The sequence below is a fragment of the Pseudomonas sp. B21-015 genome, assembly GCF_024749285.1.
Taxonomy (GTDB): Bacteria; Pseudomonadota; Gammaproteobacteria; order Pseudomonadales; family Pseudomonadaceae; genus Aquipseudomonas.
Map to the genome: position 1 here is coordinate 2,083,950 of NZ_CP087196.1, position 15,207 is coordinate 2,099,156.

Genomic DNA, 15,207 nt, shown 5'->3' on the forward strand with positions numbered 1-15,207 from the left:
TGTTTCGCGAGACGGCCGAACAATCGATCAGTCAGCTCTGCACAAGGTGTAGGGCGATTCTGTCGATGTTGAAATACAGATGAATGTCGAGACATTCGATCAGCCGTTCAGACGTCGCTGACGCGGCTGATCGATGCACTGTTATCCGTGGCTTGAACGACCGGTCATTTCCAGCGCCATTTCACTGGCATAGCTGTCGGTCATGCCGGCGATGAAATCAATCATGCGTAAGAACGAGGTATGTAAAGGGCCATGGGGATCGGGCGCATTGTTGCCCAGCAGGTCGAGTATGCGGCGGTTCTTGAAGGATGGCGTACGACCGTTGTGCTGCTCAAGTGCTGCACCGCAAAAGGCGTTGAGCAGGATTTCCAGGGTGGTGTAGGCGCCGATTTCGTGGAGCGTCTTGCGTTTGTCCTGGAAGATTTTTTTGCGCGCCATGTCCTTGGCATTCAAGACGCAGCGTTTGGCGGGGCCATGCATGTGTTCCACAAGGTCGCCCGGCAGCGTGCCGGCCAGCAGCGCATCCTGTTGCTCGACGAAGGCTCGGGCCGCTGCGTTGGTCAGGTGTTCGATGGCTTTGCCTCGCAGGATCGCCAGTTTGCGCCGACGCGAATCCTGTGGACCGAGCTGGCGATAGGTTTCCGGGAGATCGTCACCCACCAGATCCAGCAGCAGGGACTCGACTTCGGCGTACTCCAGCAACTCCATCTCCAGGCCGTCTTCCAGATCGATCAGCGCGTAGCAGATGTCGTCGGCGGCCTCCATCAGATACACCAGCGGATGGCGCGCCCAGCGCTGTTCCTCCAGTTGGGGCAGGCCGAGTTTTTGAGCGATCTGTTCCAGCAGCGGCAATTCGCTCTGATAACAGCCGAACTTGTGCTTCTTGTACCCCAGTGAGTCGGCGTGCCGAGCAGTCCACGGGTATTTCAGGTAGGTGCCCAGGGTGGCGTAGGTCAGCCGGGTACCCCCTTCGAACTGATGGTATTCAAGCTGGGTGAGCACCCGGAAACCTTGGGCATTGCCTTCGAAATTCAGGAAGTCATTGCGTTCGGCTTCGCTCATTGCGTCTAGCCAGCCACGGCCTGCGGCCTGCTGGAACCAATGGCGGATCGCGTCTTCGCCGGAGTGGCCGAAGGGTGGATTGCCGATGTCGTGGGCCAGGCAAGCCGATTGCACCACCATCCCCAGGTCGCTCGGCTCGCACCAGTCGGGCAGGGCGCCGCGGATGGTTTCACCGACGCGCATGCCCAGCGAACGACCGACGCAGCTGACTTCCAGCGAGTGGGTCAGGCGCGTGTGGATGTGATCGTTGCTGGAGACCGGATGGACCTGGGTCTTGCGCCCGAGACGGCGAAACGCGCCCGAGAAAATGATCCGGTCGTGGTCTTTATGGAAAGGACTGCGGCCGAGCTCTTGCGGGCTGTGCACAGGTTTTCCGAGGCGTTCGCGGGTAAGCAGGGTGTGCCAATCCAAGGCTGGTTTCTCCGTCAGGTGACTGATCTCCTAGCTTCCCGGTTCGCGCCAGTACCTGCAAGGAGAACCAGGGGGGCGTTCTCAATTAGTTTCCACACCGAGGCAACGCCCCCCTAGAGCCCTGCGGCGTCGATATCGATGAGCAGCAGCCGTTCGCCGTTATCGAAAAACTGCCCTGCAGTGAGGCAGTACTGATTGCTGGTGGCGTCGCGGTAGGTGTTGGAAAGCGTCAGACGACGCTCATCCCAACCCTCGGCCAGCAAGTGATAAAAATAGGGGCGCCACGACCAGTTATGGCCCAGGTAGCGGCTATCGGCTTCCCAGCCGTTGTTGCGCCATTCCAGGTTGGGGGTCAACTGCGTGCCGTGGCGGTCGCATTGATAAAATCGCAACAGCCAGGGAAACGCCTCCAGTTGCGGCAAGGCACTGAGGGGCGCGCTGGCCTGAGCCCAGGCTTGCAGGATGGCCATCAGTTCACTGAGTTGCTGGCGCATGATCATCAGGCGAGCGCGCTCAGCCAGTTTTTGCTGAACATAACGTTGGCGCAGTTGCGCGAAGCGCTCGACAAAGGCGTCTGTGGCGAAGAAGTCCGCTTGCGCCCGGGCGAACAGAAAACCCTGTACGTAGCGTGAACCACACTCCAGGGCAAAATTCAGTTGAGCTTCGGTTTCCACGCCTTCGGCGATGATCCAGCAACCGGTTTTTTCCGCCATTTGCGCCAGCGCCTTCACCACCTCGCTGCTGGGACCGCCCAACGCGGCGGCCTGGAACAGCCGCATGTCGAGCTTGAGGATGTCCGGTTGCAGAGCCAGTACGCGATCGAGCTGAGAGTAACCTGCGCCGAAATCATCAATGGCGATCCGCGCCCCGGCTTGGCGATAGCGGGCCACGACTTCGGCCAGCCGCTGGCTGTCGCCGCCCAGTTCGGTGATCTCGAAGACGATTCGCTGCACGTCGACGCCATGCCTGCTCAGTTGCTTGAGGCTCGGCAGTGCCTGGTCCCGGCGCAAGCGGCTGATCCAGCGCGGGGAGATGTTCAGGCTCAGAAACCAGTCCGAGGGCGCTTCATGCAGACGGCTCAGGGCGTTATCGCGTATCTGGCGATCGAGACGACGCAGGGCGATGGCGGGAGTTCGCGGGTCAGCGAACAGCGGCCCCACCGAGGTCAGTTGACCGTCGGCCTGACGCAGTCGACCCAACGCTTCGACGCCAGCGATTCGGCCTGTGGCGGTATCGATGAACGGCTGAAAGCAGGCGAGCGGTTGCCCGTCGATCACGAGGCCTCCTTAGTAAGGTCTTGTTCTGGATAAACCTGGTCACCCGGTAGGCACGCAGGATCAACCTCTCGATAAAGAGGTTAATCCCGGTGGTATTGCAAGAATGCAGCCAGACAGGGCTGATTTAGTCTTTGCGCGAAGAACTCTGCATGATCAGCTTGATCAGAGGCCCCAGCGTGGCGCCCAGGCGAACCAGCCGAGTCAGGCTGCCGATACCGCCGCCCTTGGCACCCTTGCCGGTCAGAAAGCCCAACCCGATCACGGCCGCGATGCCCCAGAGCGGAGCGTGTTTGATGCCGAAGCCGTCTTGCAGGTTCTGCGTCATGTCACGCACCCGTTGCAGGGGCTGCAACAGTTGTTGGGATTCGTGGCGAATTTCCTGGCGATGCATTTCCATGCGCAGGCGGATCAGCGCCTTGCGCATTTCCGTGCGTGAACTGTTGCGGGGGAGTTCTGGCAGGCTCATGGCAACAGGCGCTCCCGATCATTGGCCAACTCTTCCAGGGTGCCATGGAAGGGCGAGGACTCATCGAAAATCGCTGCTCTCAAACGCATCGCACAGAACAACGCTGCGAGGGTATAGAACACACAGAGCCCGATAATTGCTGCCAGGCGATAGGTGTCCCAAAACAGGATCAACACCAGCGTTGACAAGCCCACCAGCAACAACAAGGTAAAGACCAGCGTCAGGCCTGCAAACAGCAACAGGCTTACGGTGCGTGCTTTCTGCTCCTGCAGTTCGATGCCGAACAGTTCGACATGGCTGTGCAGCAATCCAAGAAACGCGGCACCCAGACGCCGCGATGAAGAGCGGGTGCCCGTCGCGGACGAGCCGGATTCATCGATCGCCATATCAGCGCCGAGTGGCCAGCAGACCAATCAGGAAACCCACGCCGGCCGCGATTCCGACCGATTGCCATGGGTTGGCCTGGACATAATCTTCCGTGGCGGTGACAGCCGCTTTGCCGCGCTCGCGCAGGGAGTCTTCGGTCAGCTTCAGGGTTTCCCTGGCACGCAACAGGCTGTCGCGGATCTGCTCACGCAGCTCATCGGCCTGATCACCGGCCAGTGAGGCGGTGTGTTCCAGCAACCGCTCGGTGTCGTTGACCAGTGTCTGAAAATCTTCCATCAGAATTTCTTGAGCAGTCTTTGCCTTGATGCGTGCCATTGGTGATCTCCGTAAGTGGCTTCTGAAGCGTTCGAGTATGAGCCTTGCGCGAAGGTTCAGTACAAATGACTGGTACATCTTTTGCTACGTCGTGGTGCGTCAGCCGGCGCCGTTGCGCTGTTGCCGGGCATGATTTCAGGAAAACCCTAACTCAAACAATCAAAACTCGCGCAGAGGCGGCGGTCTTGTGCGCCAAAGCGGTTCATTCGGATCAGCACTGCGATCTGGTTGAGCTGCAACTTGGTGCGCCGGCCATTTGTGCGAACTGCTTTGGTGCTTTTTTCAGCCTTCAGGTCTGCCAATCCATGGAAAATCTGCAAAGTGCTGTGGACAGTCTGGTCCATAGCTCCAACACGTTGTTCGTCCTTATCGGCGCGGTCATGGTTCTGGCCATGCACGCCGGTTTCGCTTTTCTCGAGGTCGGTACGGTTCGACAAAAGAACCAGGTCAACGCCTTGTCGAAGATCCTCAGCGACTTCGCCATTTCGACCCTGGCCTACTTCTTTATAGGCTATTGGATTTCCTACGGGGTCAGTTTCATGCAACCGGCGGCGGTGATCACTGCCAACCATGGCTATGGGCTGGTGAAGTTCTTCTTTCTGCTGACTTTTGCGGCGGCGATACCGGCGATCATTTCCGGAGGCATCGCCGAGCGCGCCCGGTTTGTCCCGCAGTTGTGTGCGACGGCGCTGATCGTGGCGTTCATCTATCCCTTCTTCGAAGGCGTGGTCTGGAACGGCAACTTCGGTCTGCAAGCCTGGTTGCTGGAACGCTTCGGCGCCAGTTTCCATGACTTCGCCGGCTCCGTGGTGGTTCACGCCATGGGTGGCTGGCTGGCACTCGCGGCGGTGCTGTTGCTCGGGCCGAGGCAAGGTCGTTATCGCGACGGACGACTGGTGGCATTCGCACCGTCGAGCATTCCCTTTCTGGCGTTGGGGTCGTGGATCCTGATCGTCGGCTGGTTCGGCTTCAACGTAATGAGCGCCCAGACCCTGCAAGGGGTCAGCGGGCTGGTGGCGGTGAATTCGTTGATGGCCATGGTCGGCGGCACGGTGGCGGCTCTCATCGTCGGGCGTAATGACCCGGGCTTCCTGCATAACGGCCCGTTGGCCGGGTTGGTGGCGATCTGCGCCGGCTCCGATCTGATGCACCCGGTGGGCGCGTTGGTGACCGGTGCCATCGCCGGGGCACTGTTTGTCTGGTGTTTTACCGCGGCTCAAGGCAAATGGCATATCGACGATGTGCTGGGTGTCTGGCCTTTGCATGGTCTGTGTGGCGTCTGGGGCGGGATCGCTTGCGGCATTTTCGGTCAAACCGCTTTGGGTGGTTTGGGGGGCGTGAGCCTGACCAGCCAGTTGATCGGCACCTCTTTGGGGGTAGTCGTGGCGCTGGCCGGCGGCTTCGCGGTATACGGCGCGATCAAGGCGCTCCATGGTCTGCGCCTGAGCCAGGAAGAGGAGTACTACGGCGCGGACTTGTCGGTGCACAAGATCGGTGCCGTGAGTCAGGATTGAGTCACCGTTCTTCATCGTCGGCGCCGGGGTAAAAACCGTGCAGCAGGCGATAGCGGTCATGCCGTACCTGATCGACCCGGTCTTGCACCTGCTGGCCGGGTATGCCCAGCATGATCAGCGCATGGGAGGCGAGCATCAGGCTCGACTCCAGCAACTCGGGCACGACTTCGCTGGCGCCGGCCGCCTTCAACTCGGCCAACTGACTGTCGTCCCGGGTGCGCACCAGGATCGGCACGGTCGGGTTGAACCGGCGTGCTTCCTTGAGTATCAGCAGGGCAATGTCCGTCTTGTCCACGGCGACCACCAGCAATCTGGCGCGCTCCAACCCTATTGCGATCAGCAATTCGCCGCGGCGTGAGTCGCCGTAATGAACACCGCTTTCATTGACGGCAGCTTCCTGAACCCGCACCGGGTCGGTGTCCAGCGCAATGTAAGGTTGATGGACATGACGCAGGAAGCGCCCGATGGACTGACCTACGCGACCGTAACCACAGATCACTACGTGATTGTGCAAGCCGGCGTTGAGCGCGCTGACTTCTTCGAGTTCGGCTTCTTCGTTGGGCTTGCGGTGCAGGCGGGCGGCGACGTAGGGAGCGGCGCGCAGGAGTAAAGGCGTTATCAGCATCGAGCAGAAAGTGGCGGCCAGTAGCAGGCCGCCGAGGTCGGCGGGCATCAGTTTGTTCTGCTGCATCTGCGCCATCAGGGCAAAGCAGAATTCGCCGCCCTGAGCCAATGCCAGGCCGCTGCGCCAGGCGGTTTCGAGATCGCTGCCGCGCCATTTGACCAGCAGCGCGACCAGGGTGCCTTTGATCAGCAGCAACCCCAGCGTCAGACCGAGAATCAGCAGGCCGTGGCTGGCAAACAACTGCAAGTCGATCAGCATGCCGATACTGACGAAGAATACCCCGAGCAGGATGTCGCGGAACGGACGGATGTCCGCCTCGATCTGATGCCGATAGTGGCTTTCCCCCAGCAGCATGCCGGCGAGAAAGGCGCCCAGGGCAGGGGAGAGGCCGAGCAGGTGAGTCAGCCAGGCTGTCAGCAGAACGATCACCAGCGCCAACAGCACGAACAATTCCGCGGACCGGGCCGCGGCGACTTCATGGAACAGCCGTGGCAGGCACCAGCGACTGACCAGCAGCAGACCGGCGAATAGCACTATCGTCTTGCCCAGCGTCAATGGCAGAGCCCAATACCAGGCCTGGTCGCTGCTGCCGGCGAACACCGGAACCAGGGTCAACAGCAGCACCGCGACCACGTCCTGGAACAACAGCACGGCAATGGCATTCTGGCCGTGACGGCTGAAAATCTCGCCCAGGCTGCTCAACTCCTTGCTGACAATGGCGGTAGACGACAGCGCCAGACCGGCGCCGAGTAACAGGGCCGGCGTGGTGGGCATGCCGAACAGCATCAGCAAAGCCCCCAGCACGATCCCGGAACCCAGCACTTGCAGGCTGCCCAGGCCAAATACCACCTGGCGCAGTGCGAGCATTTTCGACAGGGAAAACTCAAGCCCCAGGGAGAACAGCAAGAACACCACGCCCAATTCGGCCAGGTCGGGCAACTCTTCGCTTTCATTTACCCAGTTGAAGGCTGTCGGCCCGATCATCAGTCCCACGCACAGATAGCCCAACACCGGTGGCAATCGCAGGCGCTGGAACAGTGCAATCACTACCAGGGAGGAGGCGAGGATGATCAACAGGTTGGCAAACACAAAAAACTCCGGTGAGGGTTCTGGCCACTCAAGCGTAGAGGCAAAAAAGACGCGAGCATCGTGCAAATGACAGTCGAGGTGAATGATGTGCGTCAGGAGTTTGCCAAAATCTCTTGAAATCAGCCATTGCTCAGACACTTGGGCCATCGACTCGACGGCTTTTGATCGCGGGCCTAGAATGAGCGCTTACTTCGTTTGGTCTTGTCGTCATGCTTCCTGAATGTCGTCTGTTCGGCACCCTTGGTTGCCATCTTTGTGAAGTCGCCGAAGCACTTCTGATGCCCTTTGTCGAAAACGGTTTGCTGGTGGAGCTGGTGGATATCGCTGGCGACGAAACGTGGTTCGAAGCTTACAGTCTGCGTATTCCGGTGTTACGGCGGGTCGATACCGGCGCTGAGTTGGGCTGGCCGTTCGATGCCGACCAGGTGGTGGCGTTCCTGCGCTAACCCTGACGCTGCTGGCGATGCCCCACCCGTCGCGGTCTTGTTTCATCCATTGGCGAAAGGTTGGTTATTCGGTTACTGTATGTTCATACAGTAGCTCGGATTGCCTGCCATGCTTTTCTCTGTTTCGGGTTTGGCAGCCGATCCCGGAAGTCAGAGGGATGAACCTTGGTCAATGTCGAACAATTGAAGAACAGCGTGAACCGGATGTCGGCGGACGTGGTACGCGAGGCTGTCCTCGAATTACGTCTGGATGGTCTGGTCACGGAAGGAAAAACGCCCTTCAACAAACTGCATTTCAATACCTGTTTCGCCGAAATCGAAGCCTTGTTCCAGCGTGCGGGTTATCACCGACAACTGGATGTCGTGGGCTATCAGGGGTTGCTGTATGCGCTTTATGATCCGGGGCGCTGGGAAGCGGTCGATGTGCTGCGCTGGCTCAAGGAGTTCACCGAAGCGGCTGCCCGGACGCAGTCGATACCGGCCTGAAGATTCTCTTCTAGGTTCGTTCCGGCCACTGTTGGATAATGCCGCCCTGCATTGAGGGTTAGAGCTTTTCGTATGTCCACTTCATCTTTTTCGGCTGCGCACAACCAGGCCAGTACGCTCTATCTGCCACCCGGTCCGTGGCAGACCGTATTCGATTGCCTGTGCGAACATTTCAGCGCCATCGGTCGTGAACAATGGCTGGACAGAATCGCTCGCGGCCGCGTCCTCGATGGGCAAGGTTTGCCGATCGGTCTGGACCTGGCTTACAAGGAAGGTCTGCGGATTCATTATTTCCGTGAGGTACCGGACGAAAAACCGATCCCGGTGGTGGAGTCGATTCTCTACGCCGATGAGCATCTGGTGGTGGCGGACAAGCCGCACTTTCTGCCGGTGACTCCGGCAGGGGAATACGTGGAGCAGACATTGCTGCGACGGCTGATCCGTCGTCTGGATAACCCGCATCTGGTGCCTTTGCATCGCATTGACCGGCATACGGCGGGGCTGGTGCTGTTTTCAGCCAACCCCCAGAGTCGTTCAGCGTATCAGTCATTGTTCCCTACACGGCAGATTGAAAAACGCTACGAAGCAATTGCCCGGGCGTTGCCTGAACTTTCCTTTCCATTGGTCCATAAAAGTCGACTCATCGATGGCGAGCCGTTCTTTCGCATGCAGGAAGGTCCGGGAGCGAGCAATACCGAGACTGCCGTCGAGGTCAGGGAAAAAAACGGTGAGCTCTGGCGTTATGCGCTTTACCCGGTGACGGGCAAGAAACATCAGTTGCGAGTGCACATGGCTGCCCTGGGTGCCGGCATCTGCAATGACCCGTTCTATCCGCAAGTGCTCAAGGATGTAGCAGACGACTATGCCAACCCCTTGAAGCTGCTGGCTCAGGGATTGCGATTTGTCGATCCGGTCACTGGGCAGGAAAGAGAATTCGAGAGCACCATCACCTTGCAGTGGTGATCACAGGAGCTGGCGATCCTGCTTTTCTTCAGCCACGAAAAAGCCCGCTTTTATAAGCGGGCTTTTCTGTATCCGGTATCCGGTTGTCGTCGCAAAGATTACAACTCTTTAACGGTACGAACCTGATCCTTATTGACGCGGGTGTGTTTGCCATCCAGCTGTTCGAACTCGTAAAAGCCCGACTCTTTATCGTACTTCGGCGCGTCGACGGCCTGGATTTCTCGACCGTCATTCAAGGTGATCACTGCAGGCGATGCGCAACCGGCGAGGGTTGCAAGGCCCAGTGCAAGCATGAAAGTGGCGAGGGTCCGTTGGGTCATGGGTGTGTCTCCGAATGGAAATTCTTTTGGTTACCGAGCTTGAGACGTATACAACGCGCGCAAGTTCCTTCGAGTGTCAGTCTGACACAGTGCGGTGTGTGCTTAACAGTTCCGGCGTGTTGAGGTTGGCCAGGCGTGGGTCATTGTCGGGGCACAGCAGGGCTGTGGCGCCCAATTTGCGCATAAGGCGGCCCGGGCTGCGCTCGCCTTCGCTCCAGGCGGTCTCGAAAGCCGCTGAAAGAGCGACGGGAATTATGCACAGCAAGGGTTCCCAGTGTTCGCCATGGCGCAGCATCAGTGGTTTGTCCGGATGCTGCGCGGCGGTTTCACGCATGCTCTGGAGCAGTGCGGCATCGATGCGTGGCACATCGCAGGGCAGTACCAGCAGGTGAGTGTGGCGGGCAGCCTTCAGACCTGCGCGAATACCCGCCAATGGCCCGGGAAAATCGCCTTCGTCGTCATGGACCAACTGATCCGCATAAAGCGCATATTTCTCCAGGTTTCTGTTGCAGGAGATGATCAGGTCATCACTCAGCGAGCGCGTCTTGAGGTGCAAATGTGCAATCAGCGGCTCGCCGTGCCATTCCAGCAAACCCTTGTCCTGACCGCCCATGCGTTGGCCTCGCCCGCCGGCCAGGAGCAGAATGGAACAAGGCGGCAGAGGTGTATTCGAGGTCATCGCACTTCTCCATGGGGGCGGCGAAAAAATGAGGTGCTGTGATATAACACCGGGCTGTTTCTCCTACAACTGGACGAGCCTATGAAAGCCAAGGCTGATGTACCTTTCGCACCGCTCAACATTGCGGTGCTGACGGTCAGCGATACCCGTACCCTGGAAACCGATACCTCAGGCCAGGTCTTCGTCGACCGCTTGAGCGCTGCCGGTCATTACCTGGCGGCTCGGGTACTGCTCAAAGATGACCTCTACAAAATTCGCGCGCAAGTCGCCAACTGGATTGCCGATGAGGTCGTGCAAGTGGTGTTGATCACCGGTGGTACCGGGTTCACCGGTCGCGACAGCACGCCCGAAGCCGTGAGTTGCCTGCTGGATAAGCAGGTCGATGGTTTTGGTGAGTTGTTTCGGCAGATATCGGTGGCGGATATCGGCACCTCGACGGTTCAGTCCCGGGCTTTGGCTGGTCTGGCCAATGGCACGCTGGTTTGCTGCTTGCCGGGCTCGACCAATGCTGTGCGTACCGGCTGGGATGGCATTCTCGCCGAGCAACTGGATTCCCGGCACCGTCCGTGCAATTTCGTGGCCCATCTGAAACAGGCGGCACCCTGTGAATCCCGCGGGTAAGCCAGGCAAGACGGGCAGTCTGATGGCTGTCGAGGTGGCACTGGCGCGTTTGCTGGAGTTGGCCGATGCATCGAGGGTGCGCGAGCACGAACGCTTGCCGTTGGCACGGATTCAGGGGCGCGTACTGGCCGCTGATCTGGTCTCGACACTTGATTTACCACCCTGGCCCAACAGTGCCATGGACGGTTATGCCTTGCGCCTGGCTGACTGGACAGAAGAGCCGTTGGTGGTCAGTCAGAAGATTTTTGCAGGCCAGGCTCCGGAGCCCTTGAAGCCGGGTACCTGTGCGCGGATTTTCACCGGCGCGCCTGTGCCCGCAGGTGCCGACTGTGTCGAGATGCAGGAGAACGCCGAGGTTCAGGCGGATGAGCGGGTACGTTTCACCGAAACCATGACCCTAGGGCAGAACATCCGCCCACAAGGTCAGGAAACTACCGTCGGTGAGCTGATCTTGCCCGCAGGAACGCGCCTGGGGCCCATCGAGCAGGGGCTGGCGGCATCACTGGGGTGCGCTGAACTGGACGTGGTTCGCAAGGTTCGTGTTGCAGTCCTGTCTACCGGGGATGAATTGGTTGAGCCGGGTCAGGCCCTTGGGCCAGGACAGATCTACAACAGCAATCGAGTGTTGCTCTGCAACTGGTTGCAGCGCTTGGGCTGTGAGGTGATCGATGCCGGCATTCTTCCCGATGATTTGGCGACCACTCGTGCCCGCCTTGGTGAGCTGAAGGAAGTCGACCTGATTCTCTCGACAGGGGGGGTATCGGTGGGAGAAGCCGACTTTCTGGGCATTGCCTTGCGGGAAGAGGGCGAGCTGACCCTGTGGAAGCTGGCCATCAAACCAGGCAAACCGCTGACGTTCGGGCATTTTCGCGGCGTGCCTGTGATTGGTTTACCCGGCAATCCGGCGTCGACCCTGGTGACTTTTGCTCTGTTGGCAAGGCCCTACCTCTTGCGTCGCCAAGGCGTAAAAGAGGTTGAGCCCCTGAAGTTTCAGGTGCCTGCGGGTTTTGTCTGGCCAAAGGCTGGTAACCGACGTGAGTACTTGCGCGGACGTCTGGAGAATGGCCGGGCAATCATCTACAAGAATCAGAGCTCTGGCGTACTGCGTAGTGCTGCCTGGGCTGACGGTCTGGTTGAAGTGCTGGAGGGCCGTACGCTGATCGAGGGCGATTGGGTGAGCTTCATCCCGCTGAGCGAAGTCTTGAGCTGATACCTGCCTTGGTTTTGCCACGCAAGTCCGGTTGATCGAGGGGGGCTTGCGTGCATCGCTACTCCTTAATGAGCCAGAAGTGTCACCACCTGGTCGAAGCGACTGTTGGCGACCCAGGCCAAAAGTCCCAGGACAACGGCTGTTCCGCCAGCTGAATAGGCGAGCCTGTGTTTGATGGCTTTGACGTCTCCGCGGACTTCATCCATGTCTCTTCGGATGTATTTGAGGTGTGTCTCCAGTTCAATGATGCGAGGTTCCATATCGACTTCTCCGGTGGGCTTTGCGCTGTTTTTGAGTTCAGCCTGATGATTGGCGCGATTGTCTGTGAACGGCGCGACCGGAGTGACCGGTAGTCTGATGTCATGGCTTTGCATGGAGTGAATGGCTCCTTGCGTTAAAACCATTCAAGTGGCCGATGCCGTTGTTACTTGCGCTTTCCGAGGCCCTTAAGGGTTTTCCATTCATTGTTTGCACGTCCTTGTGTAATTCCTTGGTGATGACTGATAACCGCTGACACAACGGTGTACCAATCGCCTTGGTGGGTCAATTGAGCCGATTCCTCATGTTTTGTAAGAAAAAATACCGCCCTGTAGGACTCAAGTTTTCTTCCCCCGGAAATAATTGAAATCCTTGCGACTTTTATGAAGGGCTGTGAGGTCAACATATCGCATACGGATTCCAGATAGGGGAGTGGCAAAAATGAGCGAACGCAAGGCGCTGTTGATTCTGCATGGCAAGCAGGCACTCAATGAGCAGGTCCGTGCAGCCGTTGAAGGCAAGCGTCAGCAGGGCTGGGAACTGGCTGTTCGACTGACCTGGGAGGCAGGTGACGCACAGCGGCTGGTGGAAGAAGCGCTGACGGCAGGCTATACGCAGCTGATTGCCGGTGGCGGTGACGGCACCTTGCGTGATATCGCCGAAGCCATGGCGGCGCACCCGACGCAGGCCAGTCTGGTGCTTCTACCTTTGGGCACCGCCAACGATTTTGCTCGCGCCGCCGGTGTGCCACTGGAGCCCGCTCAGGCGCTGGAACTGTTGGAGACTGCCCCGCAACTCATTGATCTGGGGGAGGTCGGTGGGCAGGTTTTCCTGAACATGGCCACGGGCGGTTTTGGCAGTCAGGTCACGGCCAACACTTCCGAGGATCTGAAAAGAATCCTTGGGGGTGCGGCTTATCTATTCACGGGTTTGTCGCGTTTCAGTGAGTTGCATGCTGCCTGGGGCGAGCTGCAGGGACCGGATTTTCACTGGCGCGGCGAGCTGTTGGCATTGGGCATCGGTAACGGTCGACAGGCTGGCGGTGGTCATGTGTTGTGCCCGCAGGCACTGGCTGACGATGGTCTGCTGGATATCAGTATTTTGCCCGCCCCCCAGGAAGTGGTCGGTACCTTGAAAGATCTGCTGACCGATGGCTTCGGAATCGACAACATGTTTGTGAGAGCCCGTTTGCCATGGGTCGAGATCAAAGTCTCGGAGGGCCTCTATATCAACCTTGATGGCGAGCCCCTGGAGGGCGATAGCCTGCGCTTCTCTGCGCGTGCAGCGGCATTGCGTGTGCATTTGCCAGAGAACTCGCCACTGCTGAGCACTTCGCAAACGGCTAGTCGTCGAGACTGATGATCTGCTCACGCACGGCGAACAACACCAGGCCGGCCACATCGTAGATCTGCAAGCGCTTCATGATCTGCGAACGGTGGGTTTCAACAGTCTTGATGCTCAGGCCCAGGCCATTGGCGATTTCCCGGGTGGATTTTCCGCGAACAATCAGTCGCAGGATTTCCAGCTGACGTGCCGTCAGGTTGTGCGAGTCCTGGGTTGGCACCTGATTTTTCTGGGTTCGGGTCAGCGCCTGGTTGATGACAGTGTGGGCGATGGCCGGGCTCAGGTAGCGTTCGTTGTTGCGCAAGGCTTCCAGGGCATGTTCGAGCTCGGTGGCCGTGGTGTCTTTGAGCAGGTAGCCATGAGCCCCTGATTCCAATGCCTGCATGATCAGCGCAGGGTCGGTGTGCATCGACAGGATGAGCACTTTGCACTGCGGGCGTACTCGTTTGAGCCGCTGCAAGGCTTCAAGGCCGCCAGTTTCCTTCATGGAAATATCCAGCAGGATGATATCTGGGGACAGTTGCTCGACCATCTCGACTAACTGCGAGCCGTCATTGGCCTCGCCGATGACCGCATAGCCGGGAATATCCAGCACCAGAGCGCGTACGCCAGCCCTGATAAGTGAGTGGTCGTCCACCAGAAGTAAGTTACAAGTCAATGCATAACCTTATTGGTACTGGCCCGTTCAAGCGAACGGGGCGCCCAGGGGAAGAGTGCTTCGATTTGAGTGCCTTTGCCCAGCTCGCTGGTCACGGTCAGTGTGCCGCCTAACTGATCGATCCGTTCTGACATCCCGGCCATTCCGCGTTGCCCCTCACGACCGGGGTCTGCCGCTGGCGCGAAACCCAGGCCATCGTCGCTGATCAACAGTGCCAGGCCTTGGGGCAGGCGTTGCAGGCGGACCAACAGATTTCTGGCTTCGGCATGGCGCAGTATATTGGTAACCGCTTCTTGAGTGATTCGAAAGGCTGCCACCGCCATTTCCTCTGGTATGCCTGTCAAGCGTTGATGGCATTCCAGGCTCCAGTGCAATGACGTATTGGCCAGGGTCCTGAGTAAATGCGCGCGCAGACTGGCTTCCAGCCCGAGACTGGTCAGCTGCCGTGGATTCAGGATGGCCGACACGTCACGAACCTTGGTCAGGGTTTCGTCCAGCGTATCGCAGAGTACCGAACACTGATCCTGTAGTTCTTCGGGCAATCGACGTTTGAGCCATTCGCTTTGAAGTTTTGCGGCGGTCAGCAACTGGCCGATGTCATCATGCAGTTCCCGACTGAGCCGGTGGCGTTCGTTTTCCTGAACTTCCAGCAGACGGTCAGCGAGTTCTTGAGGCTGAAACTTTATCGATTTGCGCGAGAGGCGATGCCTTACCCAGACGCAGGCCAGTGCCGCACAATTGAGCACCAGCAGACTTACCGGTAGAGGCATGGACAAGCTGTAGACCAGCAGGCTGCCAAGCGCTGAGCAGGTACACACTAAAAGCGTGAACCGGCGCGCGTTTTTCCGGGAGGGTGGCCACAGTGTGATCGACTTGAGGCTGGCGTACATAGCGGATGGAGCCAATGGATGTTCGCTGCGGGCAGACCGGCCATAAGGGCTGACGGGTCTCTGTGTGGAAATCTGTTGTATGAGTCGCCTTCAATGGCCGCGAAGCAGTGCTCGAAATACAGCCTTCAACGTTATCGGGCTGTTTTCGTCTGGAGCCAGTCTGCCATTAATTGACGTCAATGAATG

General features: G+C 58.7%; 18 protein-coding genes. 7 read left to right on the forward strand and 11 right to left on the reverse strand.

The window, feature by feature from the left end; genetic code table 11:
* Positions 1-141: 141 nt before the first annotated feature.
* The 5 genes from LOY38_RS09655 to LOY38_RS09675 form a co-directional block, all read right to left on the reverse strand.
* Positions 142-1,473, reverse strand: coding sequence for a deoxyguanosinetriphosphate triphosphohydrolase (locus tag LOY38_RS09655; protein ID WP_258699824.1), 1,332 nt, complete (start codon positions 1,471-1,473; stop codon positions 142-144).
* A 113-nt stretch (positions 1,474-1,586) separates the two neighbouring features.
* A complete protein-coding gene (locus LOY38_RS09660) occupies positions 1,587-2,750 on the reverse strand; it encodes an EAL domain-containing protein (RefSeq protein ID WP_258699825.1) in 1,164 nt (387 codons plus the stop codon).
* A gap of 124 nt (positions 2,751-2,874) precedes the next feature.
* A complete protein-coding gene (locus tag LOY38_RS09665; RefSeq protein ID WP_258699826.1) occupies positions 2,875-3,216 on the reverse strand; it encodes a hypothetical protein in 342 nt (113 codons plus the stop codon).
* A complete protein-coding gene (locus tag LOY38_RS09670) occupies positions 3,213-3,602 on the reverse strand; it encodes a phage holin family protein (protein WP_258699827.1) in 390 nt (129 codons plus the stop codon). The genes LOY38_RS09665 and LOY38_RS09670 overlap by 4 nt, the downstream gene beginning before the upstream one ends.
* 1 nt (position 3,603) lies before the next feature.
* Positions 3,604-3,918 (reverse strand): YqjD family protein, encoded by a 315-nt coding sequence (locus LOY38_RS09675; RefSeq protein ID WP_258699828.1) that lies wholly within the window; start codon positions 3,916-3,918, stop codon positions 3,604-3,606.
* A 305-nt stretch (positions 3,919-4,223) separates the two neighbouring features.
* On the opposite strand from LOY38_RS09675, the gene LOY38_RS09680 reads away from it, so the two are divergent.
* Positions 4,224-5,432 (forward strand): ammonium transporter, encoded by a 1,209-nt coding sequence (locus LOY38_RS09680; RefSeq protein WP_258699829.1) that lies wholly within the window; start codon positions 4,224-4,226, stop codon positions 5,430-5,432.
* A gap of 1 nt (position 5,433) precedes the next feature.
* On the opposite strand, the gene LOY38_RS09685 is transcribed toward LOY38_RS09680, so the two are convergent.
* Positions 5,434-7,146, reverse strand: a complete 1,713-nt coding sequence (locus tag LOY38_RS09685) for a monovalent cation:proton antiporter-2 (CPA2) family protein (protein ID WP_258699830.1) — start codon at positions 7,144-7,146, stop codon at positions 5,434-5,436.
* Between the two features lie 209 nt (positions 7,147-7,355).
* Here LOY38_RS09685 and LOY38_RS09690 point away from each other — a divergent pair, with 209 nt between their 5' ends.
* The 3 genes from LOY38_RS09690 to LOY38_RS09700 all read left to right on the forward strand — a co-directional run bounded on the left by LOY38_RS09690 (position 7,356) and on the right by LOY38_RS09700 (position 9,041).
* Entirely contained in the window at positions 7,356-7,592 is a 237-nt protein-coding gene (locus LOY38_RS09690; RefSeq protein ID WP_258699831.1) for a glutaredoxin family protein, read from the forward strand.
* A gap of 165 nt (positions 7,593-7,757) precedes the next feature.
* Positions 7,758-8,078: a hypothetical protein gene (locus tag LOY38_RS09695; protein ID WP_007895054.1), complete on the forward strand. Its 321-nt coding sequence runs from the start codon at positions 7,758-7,760 to the stop codon at positions 8,076-8,078.
* Positions 8,079-8,150: 72 nt separating this feature from the next.
* Entirely contained in the window at positions 8,151-9,041 is an 891-nt protein-coding gene (locus LOY38_RS09700) for a pseudouridine synthase (RefSeq protein ID WP_258699832.1), read from the forward strand.
* A 98-nt stretch (positions 9,042-9,139) separates the two neighbouring features.
* Here LOY38_RS09700 and LOY38_RS09705 read toward each other — a convergent pair whose 3' ends face one another.
* Both LOY38_RS09705 and mobA read right to left on the reverse strand, forming a co-directional pair.
* Positions 9,140-9,361 carry a YgdI/YgdR family lipoprotein gene (locus LOY38_RS09705; RefSeq protein ID WP_258699833.1) on the reverse strand — a complete coding sequence of 74 codons (222 nt, stop codon included), beginning with the start codon at positions 9,359-9,361 and terminating at the stop codon, positions 9,140-9,142.
* A gap of 76 nt (positions 9,362-9,437) precedes the next feature.
* On the reverse strand, positions 9,438-10,040 hold the full coding sequence (gene mobA, locus LOY38_RS09710; protein WP_258699834.1) for a molybdenum cofactor guanylyltransferase MobA: 603 nt from the start codon (positions 10,038-10,040) through the stop codon (positions 9,438-9,440).
* Between the two features lie 81 nt (positions 10,041-10,121).
* Between mobA and moaB the strand changes: the two genes are divergently transcribed.
* Together moaB and glp are read left to right on the forward strand one after the other, a co-directional pair.
* The gene (gene moaB, locus LOY38_RS09715; RefSeq protein WP_258699835.1) at positions 10,122-10,661 is read left to right on the forward strand and encodes a molybdenum cofactor biosynthesis protein B; all 540 of its coding nucleotides are present in this window, start codon (positions 10,122-10,124) and stop codon (positions 10,659-10,661) included.
* The gene (glp, locus tag LOY38_RS09720; protein ID WP_258699836.1) at positions 10,645-11,871 is read left to right on the forward strand and encodes a gephyrin-like molybdotransferase Glp; all 1,227 of its coding nucleotides are present in this window, start codon (positions 10,645-10,647) and stop codon (positions 11,869-11,871) included. Before moaB ends, glp begins: the two co-directional genes overlap by 17 nt.
* A 65-nt stretch (positions 11,872-11,936) precedes the next feature.
* Here glp and LOY38_RS09725 read toward each other — a convergent pair whose 3' ends face one another.
* The gene (locus LOY38_RS09725) at positions 11,937-12,245 is read right to left on the reverse strand and encodes a hypothetical protein (RefSeq protein WP_258699837.1); all 309 of its coding nucleotides are present in this window, start codon (positions 12,243-12,245) and stop codon (positions 11,937-11,939) included.
* Between the two features lie 325 nt (positions 12,246-12,570).
* Here LOY38_RS09725 and yegS point away from each other — a divergent pair, with 325 nt between their 5' ends.
* Complete coding sequence (gene yegS, locus LOY38_RS09730) at positions 12,571-13,488, forward strand: lipid kinase YegS (protein ID WP_258699838.1); 918 nt, start codon at positions 12,571-12,573, stop codon at positions 13,486-13,488.
* Here yegS and LOY38_RS09735 read toward each other — a convergent pair.
* Positions 13,472-14,131 carry a response regulator transcription factor gene (locus tag LOY38_RS09735; protein ID WP_258699839.1) on the reverse strand — a complete coding sequence of 220 codons (660 nt, stop codon included), beginning with the start codon at positions 14,129-14,131 and terminating at the stop codon, positions 13,472-13,474. The genes yegS and LOY38_RS09735 overlap by 17 nt on opposite strands.
* A complete protein-coding gene (locus LOY38_RS09740) occupies positions 14,128-15,021 on the reverse strand; it encodes a sensor histidine kinase (RefSeq protein ID WP_258700691.1) in 894 nt (297 codons plus the stop codon). The genes LOY38_RS09735 and LOY38_RS09740 overlap by 4 nt, the downstream gene beginning before the upstream one ends.
* Positions 15,022-15,207 lie beyond the last annotated feature (186 nt).

What these genes read in the sequence shown, in the direction of transcription:
- moaB (WP_258699835.1), top strand. Translation starts at nt 10,122, where the DNA reads ATGAAAGCCAAGGCTGATGTACCTTTCGCACCGCTCAACATTGCGGTG.
- mobA (WP_258699834.1), bottom strand. Translation starts at nt 10,040, where the DNA reads ATGACCTCGAATACACCTCTGCCGCCTTGTTCCATTCTGCTCCTGGCC.
- LOY38_RS09690 (WP_258699831.1), top strand. Translation starts at nt 7,356, where the DNA reads ATGCTTCCTGAATGTCGTCTGTTCGGCACCCTTGGTTGCCATCTTTGT.
- LOY38_RS09725 (WP_258699837.1), bottom strand. Translation starts at nt 12,245, where the DNA reads ATGCAAAGCCATGACATCAGACTACCGGTCACTCCGGTCGCGCCGTTC.
- LOY38_RS09670 (WP_258699827.1), bottom strand. Translation starts at nt 3,602, where the DNA reads ATGGCGATCGATGAATCCGGCTCGTCCGCGACGGGCACCCGCTCTTCA.
- LOY38_RS09675 (WP_258699828.1), bottom strand. Translation starts at nt 3,918, where the DNA reads ATGGCACGCATCAAGGCAAAGACTGCTCAAGAAATTCTGATGGAAGAT.
- LOY38_RS09740 (WP_258700691.1), bottom strand. Translation starts at nt 15,021, where the DNA reads ATGTACGCCAGCCTCAAGTCGATCACACTGTGGCCACCCTCCCGGAAA.
- LOY38_RS09705 (WP_258699833.1), bottom strand. Translation starts at nt 9,361, where the DNA reads ATGACCCAACGGACCCTCGCCACTTTCATGCTTGCACTGGGCCTTGCA.
- LOY38_RS09680 (WP_258699829.1), top strand. Translation starts at nt 4,224, where the DNA reads ATGGAAAATCTGCAAAGTGCTGTGGACAGTCTGGTCCATAGCTCCAAC.
- LOY38_RS09700 (WP_258699832.1), top strand. Translation starts at nt 8,151, where the DNA reads ATGTCCACTTCATCTTTTTCGGCTGCGCACAACCAGGCCAGTACGCTC.
- LOY38_RS09665 (WP_258699826.1), bottom strand. Translation starts at nt 3,216, where the DNA reads ATGAGCCTGCCAGAACTCCCCCGCAACAGTTCACGCACGGAAATGCGC.
- yegS (WP_258699838.1), top strand. Translation starts at nt 12,571, where the DNA reads ATGAGCGAACGCAAGGCGCTGTTGATTCTGCATGGCAAGCAGGCACTC.